This window comes from Shewanella oncorhynchi (genome assembly GCF_012584455.1).
GTDB lineage: Bacteria > Pseudomonadota > Gammaproteobacteria > Enterobacterales > Shewanellaceae > Shewanella > Shewanella oncorhynchi.
This window is the reverse complement of the sequence record NZ_JABAEB010000009.1, coordinates 22143-38597: the sequence shown is the minus strand read 5'-3', so window position 1 is coordinate 38597 and position 16455 is coordinate 22143. Positions and strand designations below refer to the sequence as shown.

16 protein-coding genes are annotated in these 16455 nt (G+C 44.0%); 9 read left to right on the top strand and 7 right to left on the bottom strand.

Annotated features, from left to right (window positions below; all coding sequences use genetic code 11):
* The first annotated feature begins 1 nt into the window (after position 1).
* The 6 genes from HGO26_RS14965 to mutM all read left to right on the top strand — a co-directional run bounded on the left by HGO26_RS14965 (position 2) and on the right by mutM (position 5531).
* Complete coding sequence (locus tag HGO26_RS14965) at positions 2-712, top strand: ABC transporter ATP-binding protein (RefSeq protein ID WP_113940168.1); 711 nt, start codon at positions 2-4, stop codon at positions 710-712.
* Positions 696-1286 carry a molybdenum cofactor guanylyltransferase MobA gene (gene mobA, locus HGO26_RS14960; protein ID WP_113940167.1) on the top strand — a complete coding sequence of 197 codons (591 nt, stop codon included), beginning with the start codon at positions 696-698 and terminating at the stop codon, positions 1284-1286. The genes HGO26_RS14965 and mobA overlap by 17 nt, the downstream gene beginning before the upstream one ends.
* Before the next feature lie 36 nt (positions 1287-1322).
* Positions 1323-3134, top strand: a complete 1812-nt coding sequence (locus HGO26_RS14955) for a bifunctional molybdopterin-guanine dinucleotide biosynthesis adaptor protein MobB/molybdopterin molybdotransferase MoeA (RefSeq protein WP_168826134.1) — start codon at positions 1323-1325, stop codon at positions 3132-3134.
* A 16-nt stretch (positions 3135-3150) separates the two neighbouring features.
* Complete coding sequence (gene moaA / locus HGO26_RS14950) at positions 3151-4134, top strand: GTP 3',8-cyclase MoaA (protein WP_168826132.1); 984 nt, start codon at positions 3151-3153, stop codon at positions 4132-4134.
* A 90-nt stretch (positions 4135-4224) separates the two neighbouring features.
* Positions 4225-4680 (top strand): hypothetical protein, encoded by a 456-nt coding sequence (locus HGO26_RS14945; RefSeq protein ID WP_168826130.1) that lies wholly within the window; start codon positions 4225-4227, stop codon positions 4678-4680.
* Positions 4681-4715: 35 nt separating this feature from the next.
* Positions 4716-5531 (top strand): bifunctional DNA-formamidopyrimidine glycosylase/DNA-(apurinic or apyrimidinic site) lyase, encoded by an 816-nt coding sequence (gene mutM, locus HGO26_RS14940; RefSeq protein ID WP_168826128.1) that lies wholly within the window; start codon positions 4716-4718, stop codon positions 5529-5531.
* Between the two features lie 72 nt (positions 5532-5603).
* Here mutM and HGO26_RS14935 read toward each other — a convergent pair whose 3' ends face one another.
* Together HGO26_RS14935 and coaD are read right to left on the bottom strand one after the other, a co-directional pair.
* Positions 5604-7079, bottom strand: coding sequence for a capsule assembly Wzi family protein (locus HGO26_RS14935; protein ID WP_168826126.1), 1476 nt, complete (start codon positions 7077-7079; stop codon positions 5604-5606).
* Positions 7080-7169: 90 nt separating this feature from the next.
* Positions 7170-7661, bottom strand: a complete 492-nt coding sequence (gene coaD, locus HGO26_RS14930) for a pantetheine-phosphate adenylyltransferase (protein WP_105250747.1) — start codon at positions 7659-7661, stop codon at positions 7170-7172.
* 297 nt (positions 7662-7958) lie between these two features.
* On the opposite strand from coaD, the gene wecB reads away from it, so the two are divergent.
* Together wecB and HGO26_RS14920 are read left to right on the top strand one after the other, a co-directional pair.
* Positions 7959-9080, top strand: a complete 1122-nt coding sequence (gene wecB, locus HGO26_RS14925) for a non-hydrolyzing UDP-N-acetylglucosamine 2-epimerase (RefSeq protein WP_168826124.1) — start codon at positions 7959-7961, stop codon at positions 9078-9080.
* On the top strand, positions 9080-10192 hold the full coding sequence (locus HGO26_RS14920; protein WP_168826122.1) for a glycosyltransferase family 4 protein: 1113 nt from the start codon (positions 9080-9082) through the stop codon (positions 10190-10192). The genes wecB and HGO26_RS14920 overlap by 1 nt, the downstream gene beginning before the upstream one ends.
* A 98-nt stretch (positions 10193-10290) precedes the next feature.
* Here the strand turns inward: HGO26_RS14920 and HGO26_RS14915 are convergent, their stop codons facing one another.
* From HGO26_RS14915 to HGO26_RS14900, 4 genes are read right to left on the bottom strand one after another with little or no spacing between them, the layout of a single operon-like run.
* Entirely contained in the window at positions 10291-11040 is a 750-nt protein-coding gene (locus tag HGO26_RS14915; RefSeq protein WP_168826120.1) for a glycosyltransferase, read from the bottom strand.
* A gap of 18 nt (positions 11041-11058) precedes the next feature.
* Positions 11059-12051 carry a hypothetical protein gene (locus HGO26_RS14910; RefSeq protein ID WP_168826118.1) on the bottom strand — a complete coding sequence of 331 codons (993 nt, stop codon included), beginning with the start codon at positions 12049-12051 and terminating at the stop codon, positions 11059-11061.
* 58 nt (positions 12052-12109) lie between these two features.
* Complete coding sequence (locus HGO26_RS14905) at positions 12110-13177, bottom strand: hypothetical protein (RefSeq protein ID WP_168826116.1); 1068 nt, start codon at positions 13175-13177, stop codon at positions 12110-12112.
* Between the two features lie 24 nt (positions 13178-13201).
* Positions 13202-14251: a glycosyltransferase family 9 protein gene (locus HGO26_RS14900; protein ID WP_168826114.1), complete on the bottom strand. Its 1050-nt coding sequence runs from the start codon at positions 14249-14251 to the stop codon at positions 13202-13204.
* Between the two features lie 98 nt (positions 14252-14349).
* Between HGO26_RS14900 and HGO26_RS14895 the strand changes: the two genes are divergently transcribed.
* A complete protein-coding gene (locus HGO26_RS14895) occupies positions 14350-15105 on the top strand; it encodes a 3-deoxy-D-manno-octulosonic acid kinase (protein ID WP_168826112.1) in 756 nt (251 codons plus the stop codon).
* A 26-nt stretch (positions 15106-15131) separates the two neighbouring features.
* Here HGO26_RS14895 and waaA read toward each other — a convergent pair whose 3' ends face one another.
* Complete coding sequence (waaA, locus tag HGO26_RS14890; protein WP_168826110.1) at positions 15132-16397, bottom strand: lipid IV(A) 3-deoxy-D-manno-octulosonic acid transferase; 1266 nt, start codon at positions 16395-16397, stop codon at positions 15132-15134.
* Positions 16398-16455: the final 58 nt, after the last annotated feature.

The window sequence follows — 16455 nt, the reverse complement described above, 5'->3', positions numbered from 1 at the left end:
AATGACTAAGGTCAAACTGATCGCCCGTGACGTAGAAATGTCCTTTGGCGCGCGCCTGTTATTCAAAGCCGACGTATTATCGCTCTGCCAAGGAGATGTGATTTATCTGCAAGGCGACAATGGCACAGGCAAATCAACCTTGATGAAAATTCTGGCGGGCTTAATGCCACCAACCAAAGGCCATATTGAGGCTGTCGGTTTTGCCAAAAATGCTTGGTGGCGACGCAATCCATTGTTAGGTAAGGCCGTTTATCTGCACCAACATCCTTATTTGTTCGACGGCACAGTGGAATATAATCTCACCTATGGGCTGAATTTCAGCTCAGAAACAAAAGCCAAGGCGAAACAGCGGATTACTCAAGCGATTGAGATGGCGCAGCTAGGGTCGCTGCTGCAGGCAAGGGCAAGTAATCTCTCTGGCGGCGAAAGACAGCGCCTCGCGATTGCGCGCGCTTGGATCCTACAACCTAAACTGTTAATGCTCGATGAACCCACCTCCAATATGGACAAGGATTCCCAAGAGCTAGTATTAAAAATGATCCAACAACTCAAACACGAAGGCACAGGAATGTTACTGAGTAGCCATCAGAATTGCGCGTTAACCGCCATCTGCGAACAACAGTGGCACATAGAAGGTGAGCGCGTGATGACCTCTTATCAACAGCCTGAATCTTTGCCAGCACAGGAGCCTTTGTATGTCATCGCAAATTGATGCAGTTATTCTCGCCGGTGGTATGGCCCGTCGCATGGGTGGCGACGATAAAGGTCTTGTCGAATTAAACGGCGAAGCCATGATTAAGCACACAATAGATAGAATAAAACCTCAGGTTAAGGAGATCCTGATCAACGCAAATCGTAACCAAACACGTTATGCTGAGTTCGGTTTTAAGGTGATAAGTGACGAGCATAGTGGTTTCCTCGGACCTTTAGCGGGTATGATCACCGCTATGGGCCAAACAGATGCAGACTACTTATTGGTAGTGCCCTGCGACTGCCCACTCCTGCCACTTGACCTTGTTCCGCGTATGTTGGCAGCAATTGAAGCAGAAAAAGCCGAGATTGCTGTCGCCAGTGACGGTGAGTATGAACAACCCGTTGTTTTACTCTTAAAACCTAGCTTACGTGACTCGATGAAAGCGTTTCTTGAGGCGGGTGAGCGTAAAGTGGACTTTTGGTATATCAAACATCACTTCGTCGTAGCGTCATTCGCCGACCAGCCCAATGCTTTTGTGAATGTGAATACGCCAGAACAAAAACAACGACTAGCGATAGAAATCACCCAATAGCTAAAAAGGCTCCAATAACCCAAATTAGAGGTGCAAATGAGTAACCCCTTCGTCAATCCGCTCGCTATTCCCGTTCTCGGATTTTGTGCCTACAGTGGCACGGGGAAAACCACCTTACTCAAGCAATTGATCCCCGAATTAAATCAACGTGGCCTGCGTTTAGCCGTAATCAAACATGCCCACCATAATTTCGACGTAGATATTCCCGGCAAAGACAGTTACGAAATGCGTAAAGCGGGCGCACGACAAATGCTGGTTGCCTCCCATGTACGCTGGGCGCTGATGACAGAAGATGCGCGCGATGGCGATCCTGAGTTAGTCCATTTACTCAAGCAAATCGAAGCCGACAAAGTCGATATTGTCCTCGTCGAAGGCTTTAAAAAGCTCGCATTACCTAAAATTGAATTGCACCGCGCCGCCCACGGCAAACCTTTTATCTACACCCAAGATGAGAATATCCTCGCCATCGCCTGTTGCGATGACACTCAGTTGCCAAACGACGCACTCCCGAGTGAGCTGCGCCGTCTCGATCTCAACAATGTCAGCCAGATTGCCGATTTTGTGATGGAATACGCCCAAAACTGGGAAGCGCCACTCCAATACCCCATTTCGGCAGTAGATGCCTGCGCCATAGGCGACAATAAAAACCTCAGCGTCAGCCAAGGTTTAGCGCAAATTTTATCCCATGTTTCACCTGTGGCAGAGATTGAAGACATTGAGTTAGATGCCTTAGATAACCGCGTACTAGCCAGCGACAGCATTTCTCCCGTCGACGTGCCACAACAGACCAATTCGGCGATGGATGGCTACGCCTTTGTCTATCAAGACCCCATGCCTACCACCTTAAAATTGGTGGGAGAGGTTCTTGCCGGTCATCAATATTCTGGCACGCTTAAAGTCGGCGAAACCGTGCGTATAATGACGGGCGCAACAGTGCCTGCGGGTGCCGATACAGTGCAGCCCCGAGAGCTTGCCAAGGAAGTCGATGGCATTGTTAGCTTTGAAGGCCGCATTCTTTCTAGCCAACACGTTCGCCTCGCTGGAGAAGATATTGCTCAAGGCCGAGTCGCACTTGCAAAAGCCACTCGCCTAAGCGCCGCCGAACAAGGTTTACTGGCCTCACTCGGGCTCAATCACGTGAGTGTATATCGCCGCCCAACCGTTGCAGTATTCTCTACCGGCGATGAAGTGAGCCAGCCAGGCGAAGTACTCAAAGCTAACTGCATCTATGACTCAAACCGCTTTACCATCAAAGCGATGGCAAAACGTCTCGGTTGTGACGTTATCGATTTAGGCATTATCGAAGATTCTGAAGCAGCCCTTGAAGCAACTCTCGCTAAAGCAGCCAACCTTGCCGATGTCGTCATTAGCTCGGGTGGTGTATCTGTCGGCGATGCGGACTACATCAAAACCGTGCTTGCACGCCTCGGAAAAATTGATTTCTGGCGGATTAGCATGCGTCCGGGTCGGCCACTCGCCTTTGGCAAAGTGAATGACAGCTTATTCTTCGGGCTACCTGGCAACCCAGTCGCAGTCATGGTGTCTTTCCTGCAATTTGTGCAGCCCGCTTTACGAAAATTAGCAGGTGAAGTGAACTGGCAAGCGCAGCTATTCCCTGCAATAAGTGATGAAACTCTACGAAGCCGCCAAGGCCGCACCGAATTTATTCGCGGGATTTATCAGCTTGGTAAAGATGGACGCCTACACGTGAGTAGCACGGGCAACCAAGGTTCTGGGATGTTAAGTTCAATGGTTAAAGGGAATTGCCTCATCATCATAGGGGATGATGCAGAAGCCGTGAATGCAGGTGAAACTGTATTTATTCAACCCTTTGCGGATCTGCTTTAGGATCCAGTGAGTTTTTATGAGTCTAATTGTGGATTCCTTTGGCCGTAAGGTCGAATATTTACGGCTCTCGGTCACCGACCGCTGCGACTTTCGCTGTATTTATTGCATGACGGAAGATCCCTGTTTTCTGCCAAAGGACCACGTACTCCACCTCGAAGAATTAGCTTGGATTGCCCAAGCCTTTACCGAGCTTGGTGTGACTAAAATTCGCCTGACCGGCGGTGAGCCCTTAGTTCGCACCGATTGCGACCAGCTAGTGGGTCTGCTTGGCAAACTGCCTGGGCTGACGGATTTATCCATGACCACCAATGGTTCAAGGCTGACAAAATTCGCTAAACCCATGTTTGATGCAGGATTAAAGCGCCTCAATATCAGCCTAGATACCTTAAACCCCACACTGTTTACTCAGCTAACGCGTAACGGCAAATTAGACAGAGTCATCGATGGTATTGATGCGGCTATTGCGGCGGGATTTGAACGTATCAAGATTAATGCGGTGATTTTAAAACAGCAGAACGATAATGAAGTTATTGATTTAGTTGATTTCTGCCGTGGCCGCAACTTAGACATCGCCTTTATCGAAGAAATGCCGCTTGGCGAAATGGATGAGCGGAAACGCGCCCGTCATTGCAGCAGCGATGAAGTAAAAGCCATCATCAATAGTCACTATCCGCTACAGCTTTCCAACAAACGTACCGGCGGCCCAGCACGTTATTACACTATGGCCGACAGCCCAATCCATATCGGCTTTATCTCGCCCCACAGTTACAACTTCTGCCACGAATGTAATCGCGTGCGCGTCACAGTCGAAGGCCAATTACTGCTGTGTTTAGGCAATGAACATGCCGTTGATCTCAAAAGCATAGTCCGGGAATTTCCGGCTGATATTGAAAGATTAAAAGTCGCTATTCTCGCGGGAATTAATCTCAAGCCTAAGCAGCACGACTTTGGCAATAATCAGGTACAAATCCTACGCTTTATGAACGCCACAGGCGGTTAAGCATCACCACTCCATCGCTTAAGGGCTAGCATCTCAATTTGGCCGTGATAAACTCGAAGCATCACCCCATACTTAGCGTCACACATTTCTATGGCCTTAACTCGTAAGCAATGGAATAACGTCATTATTGTCGCCTGCGTCTTTATGGTCGCCGTGCTGACTTTTATGGATAACAAGACCAATAATGTTCCGAGTGATGCTCAGCTGCTATTTGACGATAATGCGCCGCTTTCACAGCTGCAACTCAATGGGATGTGGCTGCACAAGCAAGCATCACAATGGGAGTGCGACACTAAAGTCCTCAACTGTGATGAATGGGCAAAGGCGTGGCAAACCATACGGGTGTCCCCTTTAACGGCTGCACCAGAAACCACAGATAATCCACAAGAATTAGTCATCCAGATTGCAGATATCCGCGATGCTCAACTGTGGATCTATTTTCCCAATGAAGGCGCCTTAAAGTCTCCCGCAGGTAATTGGTATTTAGTACCACCGAGTTTAAGATCTAAACTGCAACCGATCCTCGATGCGAAACCCGCAACTTAATGTCACCCAATTTTACTTAAGATAAGAAAGAATCCATGCCGGAATTACCAGAAGTTGAAGTCACCCGTCAGGGTATTGCCCCCTACCTTGTCGAGCAAACCGTAATAGATCTTGTGATCCGCAATGGCTCGTTGCGCTGGCCAGTGCCTGACATAACCAAACAGATTATCGGTCAAGTTATACGCCAAGTGCGACGCCGTGCTAAGTATCTATTAATCGACACTGACGCGGGCACCAGCATAGTGCATTTGGGTATGTCAGGGAGTTTACGGATTTTACCCCACGACACGCCAGTGGAAAAGCATGACCATATCGACTTAGTGCTCGCCAACGGCCGCATTTTACGTTTTAACGATCCGAGACGATTCGGTGCTTGGCTATGGTGTGAACTCCCAGAAGAAGCGCATCCATTACTTGCCAAACTGGGGCCAGAGCCACTGACTAATGCTTTTAATGTCAAACAATTAGCAGCAGCTTTAACAGGCAAGAAAAAAGCGATCAAACTCTGCCTGATGGATAATCATATCGTAGTGGGTGTAGGCAATATTTACGCCAATGAAGCCCTGTTTGCCGCAGGTATTCATCCTGAAGCCGAGGCAGGTAAAATCGATATCGAGCGTTTGACCGTTTTAGTTGCCGAAGTGAAGCAAATCCTAGCCCACGCCATTAAACAGGGTGGCACTACGCTGAAAGACTTCACCAATGCCGATGGCAAGCCCGGCTACTTCGCCCAAAAACTGCATGTCTATGGTCGCGGCGGTGAAACCTGCACCAGCTGCGGTAACTTGCTGAGTGAAATCCGTTTAGGCCAACGCACCACAGTATTTTGTGGCATTTGCCAAACACGCTAATATTACGTTATTTATAAGCCAAAATGCCAAGCAAGTGCTTGGCATTTTTCGTTATTTAATCAATTACAGCTGTCAAAAACGATACTCAAAACTGCTAAATAGCGTGGCATTGGTATCATTTTCTTGAACTTCAAACTCCGATCTCGATACTGTTCCACCTAAGCTCCACATGCCTTTCCACACTGGCATACGGTAAGAAAGCTCCAGCATCAATAAATCTTCTTTTGGCGGTTGTGGTGCCCAAGTGTTCGCTACATTGGAGCCATCTTTATTCAGCTTCGCATAACGCAGCAACGAGGTAAAACCACGGCTGTTATTAAACTGGCCAACTAATCCAACCACAAACACTTGTGCATCACTATCATAGGTAGAACCCAAAGCACGACCATAGTAGCGAGCACCACTCAGATAGACAGGATCCTCATAGAAACAATTGGCACTATCACCATCGCATTTTACATAGGTGTCCGAATATTCCATAAACAACTTAAACTGCTTACCCGATGTGCCAAAATGGGTATCAATACCCCAAAGTGAGCCGCAGTCACTACCATTTTCACAACTATGTTCGAGATATAATCCAACGGGGATATCCTGCAAAGTATCGGCATAACGCATATCGATACTTTGAGTTCTATGGCCTGCATCGCGGCGCTCATTCGGCGCACATTCATTTGTACCATCGATACAAACAGCATTACTCGCAACCGAATCCCACCAAGAGTCAAAGTTACAATCTTGGCCCTCACCACAAAATAAAGTCGACCAAGACAATCCCACTTCTAACTGTTTAATCGGTCTTGCACTTAAGCGCATATCCCACTCCGCCGTCTTAGGCACAGCACGATCCACTTCAGTTAAGCTAAATCCGGTTTTAAAGGTCCAAGGGCCAATCCAAGATAACCAAGGTGTTTCAAAAGCCGCAGCATTGTTACGGCTCAAGGTTAACGATGACATAGGGCGGGCGTTATTAGAACGATGTAGAGCCGAGTCAAACCCCGGTCCCCACCACTGCTCAACCGCGCCTAAGGTTGCGATCCAATTGCCAAAAATGATGGCAAAATAAGACTCATCAAGGCGGAAATTTTTATTATCTTGCGGATCATAAGTTTCTGCCACTGTCGCCTTATAAGCAACACGCGATCCTAAATACTCATAGGAGCCCAGCACTTCACCTTTCTCGCGATAGTCAGAACCATAATGTTGAAAGCGAGCAGGATCAGATGCTGCCGATACTTTTACCCGTGCATTACCACGATTATCGACAGCATTTTGATAATAAAAATTAACCCGTGCAAAGGCTTGTACTAAAGAGGGAGAAAGCAGCTCAGGCTCAATTTTCGCTAAATCACCACCAATACCTGACCACATCAATGGATAAGTATTCACTGGCACAGTGATCACACCCGCATCAGCAAGTGCTTGAATGTCAGCTCTAAGATATATATCAGAGGCATCGACCCAAGGTGCAGCAGCAAGCATTGAAGAAAAAAATAGGCCAGAGGCAATGCTAGTAGCAAGGATCGTGGGGGAAAAAAAAGCCTTCATAACATCCTTTTAAGTATCATCACAAGGCAACAATGCCTCAAAGTTAACACAAAACTCCTACGTAAAAACTATCTAGTTCGCAGGTAAAATCTAAGGTTTAACCAACTTAAGCTTTGCCGCCAATGCAGCCGTTACTTCAGGGTGAACAAACTGGCTCACATCGCCACCATGCAAAGCGACTTCCTTTACTAAGGTTGAAGAGATAAATGAGTTTTCCTCGGCAGGCGTTAAAAACACGCTTTCCAGATCAGGGCTCAATCTGCGATTCATATTTGCTAATTGGAATTCATATTCAAAGTCGGATACCGCGCGTAACCCACGCACAAGTACACTGGCCTTTTGCTCCTTGGCAAAATCCACTAGCAACCCCGAAAACCCCACCACCTCGACATTATCCAAATGAGCAGTCACCCGATTGACCAATTCAACTCGCTCTTCAAGGGTGAATCTAGGCTGCTTGGAAGGATTAGCCGCAATGCCAATCACCACATGTTTAAACAGTTTAGCCGCACGCTCAATCAAGTCGGCATGACCATTGGTGATAGGATCAAAAGTTCCTGGATAAATAGCTCTTGTATGCATGAATTCAACAAAAAAGGTGTTTGAAATACTATGTATCGCAGTTTATCACCCGCTTATGTCGCAGCGCAAAAGTATCTTCGATGTGCCGTCTTGCGCACAAAAAATAGACGTCAGTGAACCTAGCTTCTCTAATGTGTCATAGCCAAAGAGCCACCTAAAAGGTAGAATGACTATTCGAAAATTGTTATTCAGCTGCAGTTAATTGGCCAACATACTAATCTTAAAAGGTTCAATTTTGCCCAATAACACACCGAAAACAGCAACTACTTTCCATCCGTAACTTGGGTAGGTTTTATTGTGAAAATTCTTCTTGTATTTGGCACCCGACCTGAAGCGATCAAAATGTGTCCTCTGGCGAAAATGCTCGCTACTGATACACAACTAGATGTAAAAATTTGTGTAACAGCTCAACATCGCCATATGCTTGACCAAGTATTAAGTATTTTCGAATTAAAACCAGACTATGATTTGGATTTAATGAAGCCAAATCAAACTTTGGAATGGTTAACAGGAGCGATCGTTGAAGGCGTAGGCAAAGTCATTAAAGAATTTCAGCCTCAGATCGTCTTGGTTCATGGCGACACAACCACCTCCTTTTCTGCTGCATTAGCCGCATTTTATCAAAAAGTGGATGTCGGTCATATTGAAGCTGGATTACGGACAGGCGATATTCATTCTCCTTGGCCAGAAGAAGCTAATCGTAAGTTAACCGCAGTGTTGTCAAAATTGCATTTTGCCCCAACGCAGACTGCGGCACAAAATCTAAAAAATGAAGGATATTTGCCTGAACATATTTACGTCACTGGTAATACTGTTATTGATGCGCTTTTTGAAACCTTGGCCTTTACCCGAAAAGATAATTACAGTCACCCTTCAGAACTTAGTCCCTTGTTTGATCAGTTACAGGGCAAAAAAGTGATTTTAATTACAGGGCATCGTAGAGAAAACTTTGGCGTCGGATTTGAAAATATCTGCACGGCATTAAAAATCATCGCACTATCAAATCCTAACGTGCAACTGATCTATCCTGTGCATCTAAATCCTCAGGTTCAGAAGCCTGTATATGAATACTTAGGTGAACTAGATAATTTCCATCTTATAGAACCGTTGGATTATCAATCCTTTGTTTCACTAATGGATCGAGCAGATATTATTCTTACTGATTCTGGTGGAATTCAAGAAGAAGCGCCTTCTTTAAAAAAACCAGTGCTAGTTCTACGAGATAAGACTGAAAGACCAGAAGCCGTTACAGCAGGAACGGTTAGATTAGTCGGTACTGACATAGATAAAATCGTATCTGAAATTACACTACTAATAGACAACCCCTCGGCCTTTGGTGAAACAGTTAACCCTTATGGCGATGGACAAGCGTGCCAACGAATACACAAGATTATAAAACTTCATTATCAGGTCGACTAATGTCTAATATTTATATAATTTATCGTGCAATGTTTAATTTAGATGGCACATTAACAACTATTGGCGGCATAGAAAACTACATCCTTAACCTGACGGAAGTATTATCTCTACAGGGATGGAAGTGTCATTTAGTGCAGCCAGCCAAAGAGCCATTTATGTTCGAAACTTTACATGTCAATGTTCATGGAGTTAGTACAGGTTTTTTTCGTGGCAACCTAAAGAAATTTGCACTCGCTAAATGGGTACAAATAAATGCAGATAAGAAAAAAGATATTATCATTTACGCAACAGACTCATACGCTGTAAACCTGAGTGGATACAAACAAATAGCTATTCAACACGGAATATCTTGGGATAAACCGAGAAAAACTAACAATTCATTTATTCAGTTTACATCCTCACTATTAAACCACTGTAAGTACTTATCTTACATAAAAAATAACTCTACCTTGGTATGCGTAGACCACAACTTCATAAATTGGTATCGCACGTGGTTTAATGTTGGGAATAAAAAAGTAAAAATAATATACAATTTTTATAATGAAAAAATCAGTAACTCTGACTTTGAAAAAAAATGGAATAATAATAGTGAAATTAAAATAATTATCGCCAGGCGCTTTGTTGACTACCGAGGGATAGAGCTAATTGCACCAATCATAAAAAGATTATTACCTCAACACAATATTCAAGTCAGCTTTGCAGGTGATGGTCCCTTAAAACCATATTTAGAATCATTATTTGCCAATGACTCTAACGTAGATATAATGCAATATGGTCCAGATGACAGTTTTAAAGTACATAAAGAACATCATATCGCTATTATTCCTACTTTAGGATCAGAAGGTACATCACTCTCAATGATAGAAGCTATGGCCGCAGGTTGTATGGTACTGAGTTCCAACATTGGCGGACTATCAAATCTAATTATTGATGGATACAATGGCTCATTAGTAATGCCAACTTCGCAAGATATGGAACAAGCACTTTCAAGCGCTCTCAATAATGTTGATTTATGTAAAAATCTTGCTAAAAATGGTTTAAACTCTATTACACTTCCATGTGCTAAAGATACTTGGAGTAAAGGCTGGATTGACGTAATCAATAATCAATAATCAATAATCAATAATCACAACTTACATAAGTTTTAAAAATGTGATTAGGAAGTAGAATAGAGCTACATGGTTGACTTTAATCATGTAGTGGCTATATATTATACTTTCAATATTTTATGTATTTTTGACTTAAAACGTCTAAACGCAACGTTGAAATCTTTTCGCCATTTAGCTATATCAGCTTTATAACGAATTCCCCGATGGTAACCTATGTGTCTCACACTTCCCTCGGGAAAAATTGCAGCTTTAAAGCCTAGTTCATAATACTTATTACCCACTCCACCTTCACTTGTATATTGTGCAATCGGCGCAATCAACTGATAATCCGCTAAACGCCTTAAGCCTGGATTTAACGTAAAGCCATGCCAATAGACGCCATGAAGCAAATCATTTTGATGCATAACCCGATACGTCAATGAAGCATCATTTTTACAAAAGTACAACTCAGGAAGCACTGTATGGCTATTAGTATCATTAGTTTCACGCAACCAGACTGTTACTATTTTGTCATCTGAAAGTAAAACCTCGAACGATTTTTCGATAAAGCCTTCGCGATAGAACTCCCAATCATCCTCACAATGAAATATATAGTCAGAAGTTACCAAAGAATAGGCTCTATCGATACTTTTCATTTGCCCTAACTGCGGTTCATTGTGAACCATAACAAATTCAATTCCCTTGAACTTTGCCAGCGTGTTCTCAAGTTTTTCGCGATTATGGCTATCTTCTATCACAATATATTGTGATATAGGATAGGTATTATATTTTAAAAAGCTTTCAATTGTTTTTTCGAGTAAGTCAAAACGATTACAACTCGTGACAACCAGTGAAACAGTGTTATTACTCATAACAAGACCCATTATAAATTAAAATTTCTTTAAACGCCTCGTAACACATTCATCTAAATCAATACCATTTAAATCCTGAAAAAGCTGATTTAAGCGCGCAATTCTTAATGGTGGATTTCTTTTAAATAAAGCGTAAATGATGACATTGAAAATTTTCTGTGTTCGCAACCAATACTCAATAGAGTTATGATACTTACATAGATTATTTATAGAATCTTCACTAATAAAATCTTCGAAGCCAACAACATCAGAATTTGAAACAAATTGCTTTACAATCTCATTACGCTTCTGGGGTTCCAAATTTAAAAAACCATAACCACTTTTTAAATGTTTAAGATGAAAATACATAACCCCCATATATTTCTTTTCATATTTACTATCCAAGAACTTAAATGCTTCAACATTTTTTTCTTGAGAAAAATAAATTTTAGAAGAAACAGGGAAGTACATATGATCCCCTGTACCAACGAGAGGTTCTCTTTTATAAACTCCTAACTTGTTGTTCACATCAAATGCTAGATTAACACCTGAGAATGTATATACTTTCTTAACGTTAGAAGCAATATCGTTACGAATCCTGCTAATTACTGGTTTAAGATTACGATCAATTGCAATATGATCATCATCTAACTTTGTTGCTATATTATAGCTGGTTTTTGAAAGGGTATAATTGTAAAAGTTTGCCAAACTATGAACATCATAGGTTGTACAGCTATTATGTGCATCTGAGAATATAGGATGAACTTTAGGTAAATATTCAAAAACTTTTATTTTTTCAGGATATTTTTCTTTCAAATCATTTAATATTTCAGCAGTATTATCAGTGCAATCATTATAACAGGCAATAATTTCATCATAGTAAGGAATATGGGTCTCAATACTAGATCTCAGAAGTTCGGCACCATTCTTTATTCGCAGAATAGCACTTATTCCAGGTTTTCTCGGCTCATCAAGTTTGGCGAGATCTACTTTAAACTCATCATAATTCAATACTTTTCCATCAAATCCCATAATATGTGCGTCCCTAATTCTATAAATGCAAAAAGCTAAAACGTGACTCTTCTAGCAACTATTTAACCCATAGCCTTAGTTGTTTTATCGCAATATCCAATCCATTCAAATGTTTGCTTCGTGCCAATTTAGTACAAAGATGCATCATTTGTTCTTGAGATAACAGTTTTGCAAGGTTATTTTTCATTGGCTCCAATGCTGTATCGCAACTCAAAACCAACTCTTGAGCCACACAAGCTGTAATCCTTAGCGGCTGATCCTTCGATACAGGAACTGCTAATGTTGGTTTGTGCAGCGCTATCGCTTGTAATAAAGTATCCCCACCGCTCAATACGGCAGCTTTAGCCGCGGCCAACATATTAATAAATTGCTGATTATTCAATTGGGGAATAACAACTACTCCCTCAAGCTCAGGCAGAAGATTTGGATAATTCGGGCCGAAAACCATGACACTTAAAATACCAGATGCTTTATAACTTTCACTGGCAGCCTTAGCAAAAATATCTGCGGCTAGTTCACCATTCACCCTGTGACCACCAGAACCCGCATTGAATAATACAAACTCATTTTGCGTTAGCTGATATTGCGCTAATAATGCTGATTGGGTAATTGTATCTGGCTGGGTAAAGACAGGACCAATATTCAAAGGCTCAGGTCTATTAATTAGCTTCAGCTTAAGGCGATCTAACCAACTAATAGGGCCAATCACAAATTCTGGTTGCACGACCCAATGACAATCCGTCACTAAAGCGCGGCCAATTTTCATTCCACGACTACGCTTACGCTTATGCTGACTGATAAAGATTACCTTTGCACCGAGTTTATGGGCATGGACTAACTGCGATTTACGACCTGATGCGTCAAACAATACTATATCAGGCAGGAAATCAGACATGATTTGGTTAACCGCCTTGACTTGTTTAGTCGGCGTATCTTCGAGTAGCTCAGCAGGATAAGGGCACTGAGTCGCATAGGGAGCTTGTTGACTCAAAATAAACTTTATCTCGGCATTCGGCCAAGTTCTCTTCACCTCATCGGCAATGATCATTGAGCGCATATACTCACCTATGCCCTCAGCCGATGAGACTGGGATAAACAAGAACTTAGGGGCTTTTTGAGGAGCCATAATTAACCTTTAATCCAAATAAATTTATTCTGAAGCTTTAGTGTCATGCGCCACCAGCTCAAACTTCTCAATCACAGCGTCAACACTGATCAATGACATTAGATGCTCGCCTTTAGCGCGAGTTCCCCACTTAATTTGTCCACTATGTTGCGATCTCATGGCCTTATCATAGGCACTCACCACATATTGCTGCGATAGGTAAGGACCTGTGCGCCCAGGATTGGAATGGGCATATAAACCGATCACCGGAGTACCTTGGGTCACCGCCATATGCGCAGGGCCCGTATCAGGCGCTAACACTAAACTGGCGCGTTTTAGCAGCGCCAATAATTGCGTCAGACTGGTTTTGCCCACTAAATTATCGATTTTAGAGGGACAAGCCTGCAAAATTTGCTCTGCTAAATCCTTCTCAAGTTGAGTTGGGCCACCGCAAAGCATGACTCTAAATCCTTTCGCAATCGCATGGATCGCAACGGCGGCATAGCGCTCTGGTAACCAGTTACGTTCAGCCTTACTGGCTGCAGCGCAAATGATAAAGACTTTTTCATTGTCTTTAATCTGCGTCTGGGCAAATTCAGTATCCGCAATTGGCACAGGAATATGCCATTGAGGAGTAAGATCGTTAACGCCAATCACCTTAGCGAATCCCATAAATCCTTCGAGCACATGGGGATTTGCCAAGGGCTCCACCCTGTGATTTGTCACTAGCCACTGACCTTCTTTAGCGCGGGCACGATCAAAGCCTATGCGCACCTTTGCCGAAATGGCTAATGAAGCCAAGGTAGCACGTAGCGCAACCTGCATATGCAGCAGCACGTCAAAACGTCGGCCTTTTAAGGCCTTACGCAAATTAAAATAGCTGCGCCATCCTTGAGATTTATCGAAAATAACAAACTCAATGCCGGGTAAATGCTTCAACAATTGATATTCGAGTTTACCGATCACCCATGTGATTTTGAGCTCGGGGTATTGCCGCTGAATCGCCTGCACCATAGCCACGGCATGACAGACGTCACCGATAGCGGATAAGCGAAGCAAACAAAGAGAATTCATGGTATTGGGATTTAAACTCATTGGGATTGAAGCTAAAAGCTCTTAAGGTTATTTGGCGCAAGCTAAGGATCTTAATGTAGAATGGCCCTAGGTGCCACGCTTAAGTCAACAAATCTCCGATGAATGCTCAGATACAGCTCATAAAAACCGCCCAAGGTCACATGGCAGTTTGCCAAGATACGCCAACAGATATCGATCCCGCGTGGTTCTCGGTGGATTTTTGGCGGGCTAAAAATGCTGTCGTAGGTTCATCCAAAGGCCGCTACACCACTTGGTTTGTGGCATTTGAGCACAGTCATTGGGTATTGCGTCATTACTGGCGTGGCGGCTTAATGGAGAAATTCAGCAAAGATGCTTACGTTTATACTGGCCTCGAAAATACCCGCGCCATGGGTGAGTTACGCTTATTAGACATTTTGTATCGCGAAGATTTTGCTGTACCTAAACCGATTGCCGCCAACATAGTGCGCGATGGATTATTTTACCGCGCCGATATCATTATCGAACGGGTCGAAGGCGCCGAAGATTTAGTCGCTAAACTCGGCAAAGGGGTCATGAGCACTGAGCAATGGCAAGCATTGGGAGCAACTATCGCCCAATTCCACCAGCGTGGTGTGTACCACGCCGACCTTAATGCCAAGAATATTCTGTTCCAGCCCGCGCAAACTGAACCCTTAACGCCAGAACGGTTTTATCTTATCGATTTCGACCGCGGCGAGTTAAAAACACCGAGCCCGCAATGGCAGCAATCGAATCTAGACAGACTTTTACGTTCCTTCAATAAAGAACAAGGCAAGTTACCAAACCTTGCCTTCACCGCTGATAACTGGTCATCACTTATGCAGGGCTATCAAGCGGCGATGCAAAGCGCCTGAACCACTAAAAAAATTATCCAGTTAAATTAAGCGGTTATTAAATATTGCGCGAGAAGAAATTGTCGTTGCAAGGCACCACGATTTGCCTCAACCACAGCCAATCCCGCGTTCACCGCCTGCAGGCGTAACTCAGGTTTAGCAAAATACTCAATCAAGTTAGCGGCAAGTTCATCCGCCGATGCGACAACCTTTAACCCACCAGCATCCGCCAACATCTGCGTAATTTGAGCAAAATCCCAATGGTTCGGTCCCACCATAACAGGCACGCCCATAGCAACAGGCTCCAAGGGATTATGACCACCGTTAGTGATCAGCGTACCACCGACAAAGGCTTGATCCGCCGCGCCATAAAAGGTCAGAAGTTCACCCATGGTATCGCCCACTAGCACTTGTGTCGTGGCCGCCACAGGAAAATTACCGCTGCGGCGAACAGATTCAAAACCTTGGCTGGCAACAAACTCAGCAACAGCAGAAAACTGCTCAGGATGACGCGGTGCAATAATCAGCAAGGCATCGGGCCACTGAGCCAATAATTGCCTATGGGCGGTGAGCATGGCGTCAAATTCTCCAGGATGCACACTGCCTGCGACCCAAATCGGCGAGGTTTCACGCCCCCAAGTCTGACGCAACAGCTTGGCATTGGCTAAACGCTCAGGCGTAATACTGAGATCAAACTTCAAGCTACCGCATACTGTCACTCTATCTGGCGATACACCTAACTCGATAAAACGCTGCGCTTCTACTTGAGTCTGCACCGCAATAACATCGAGTCGTTGCAACATAGGTCGACTGAGTTTAGGGCGCTTAGCATATTGCGCCACCGACTTGGCCGACAGACGTGCATTAGCCAACATCAAGCGCACACCTCGCTTGGCCGCTAAGGCAACCAAGTTAGGCCACAGTTCAGTTTCCATAATGATGCAAGATTTAGGTGAAACTTGGCGCAAGAAACGCCCCACACACCAAGGTAAGTCAAAGGGTAAATAACAATGTTGCACTGAGTCACCAAAGGCTTTGCGCACTTCGGCAGACCCTGTTGGGCTGGTTGTGGTAACCGTAATGCTTAGCTCAGGGTGTGATTGCATAATCAAACGGATCAATGGGATTGCCGCGAGCGTTTCACCCATAGACACAGAATGGACCAGTACATCCGTCGATTTAAGTCGGGTTAATCCAAAACGTTCCCCCCAACGACCGCGGTAATCAGGGCTTTTAATAGCACGAAATGCTAAATAGACGATTAGCAAAGGGGATAATAAATATAAGATCGTGGAATAGAGAAAACGATTCATTAAAAACGTACTTATGAGTTTTGCCTGATGAATAGCGGCAATGTTAGCATATGCACCA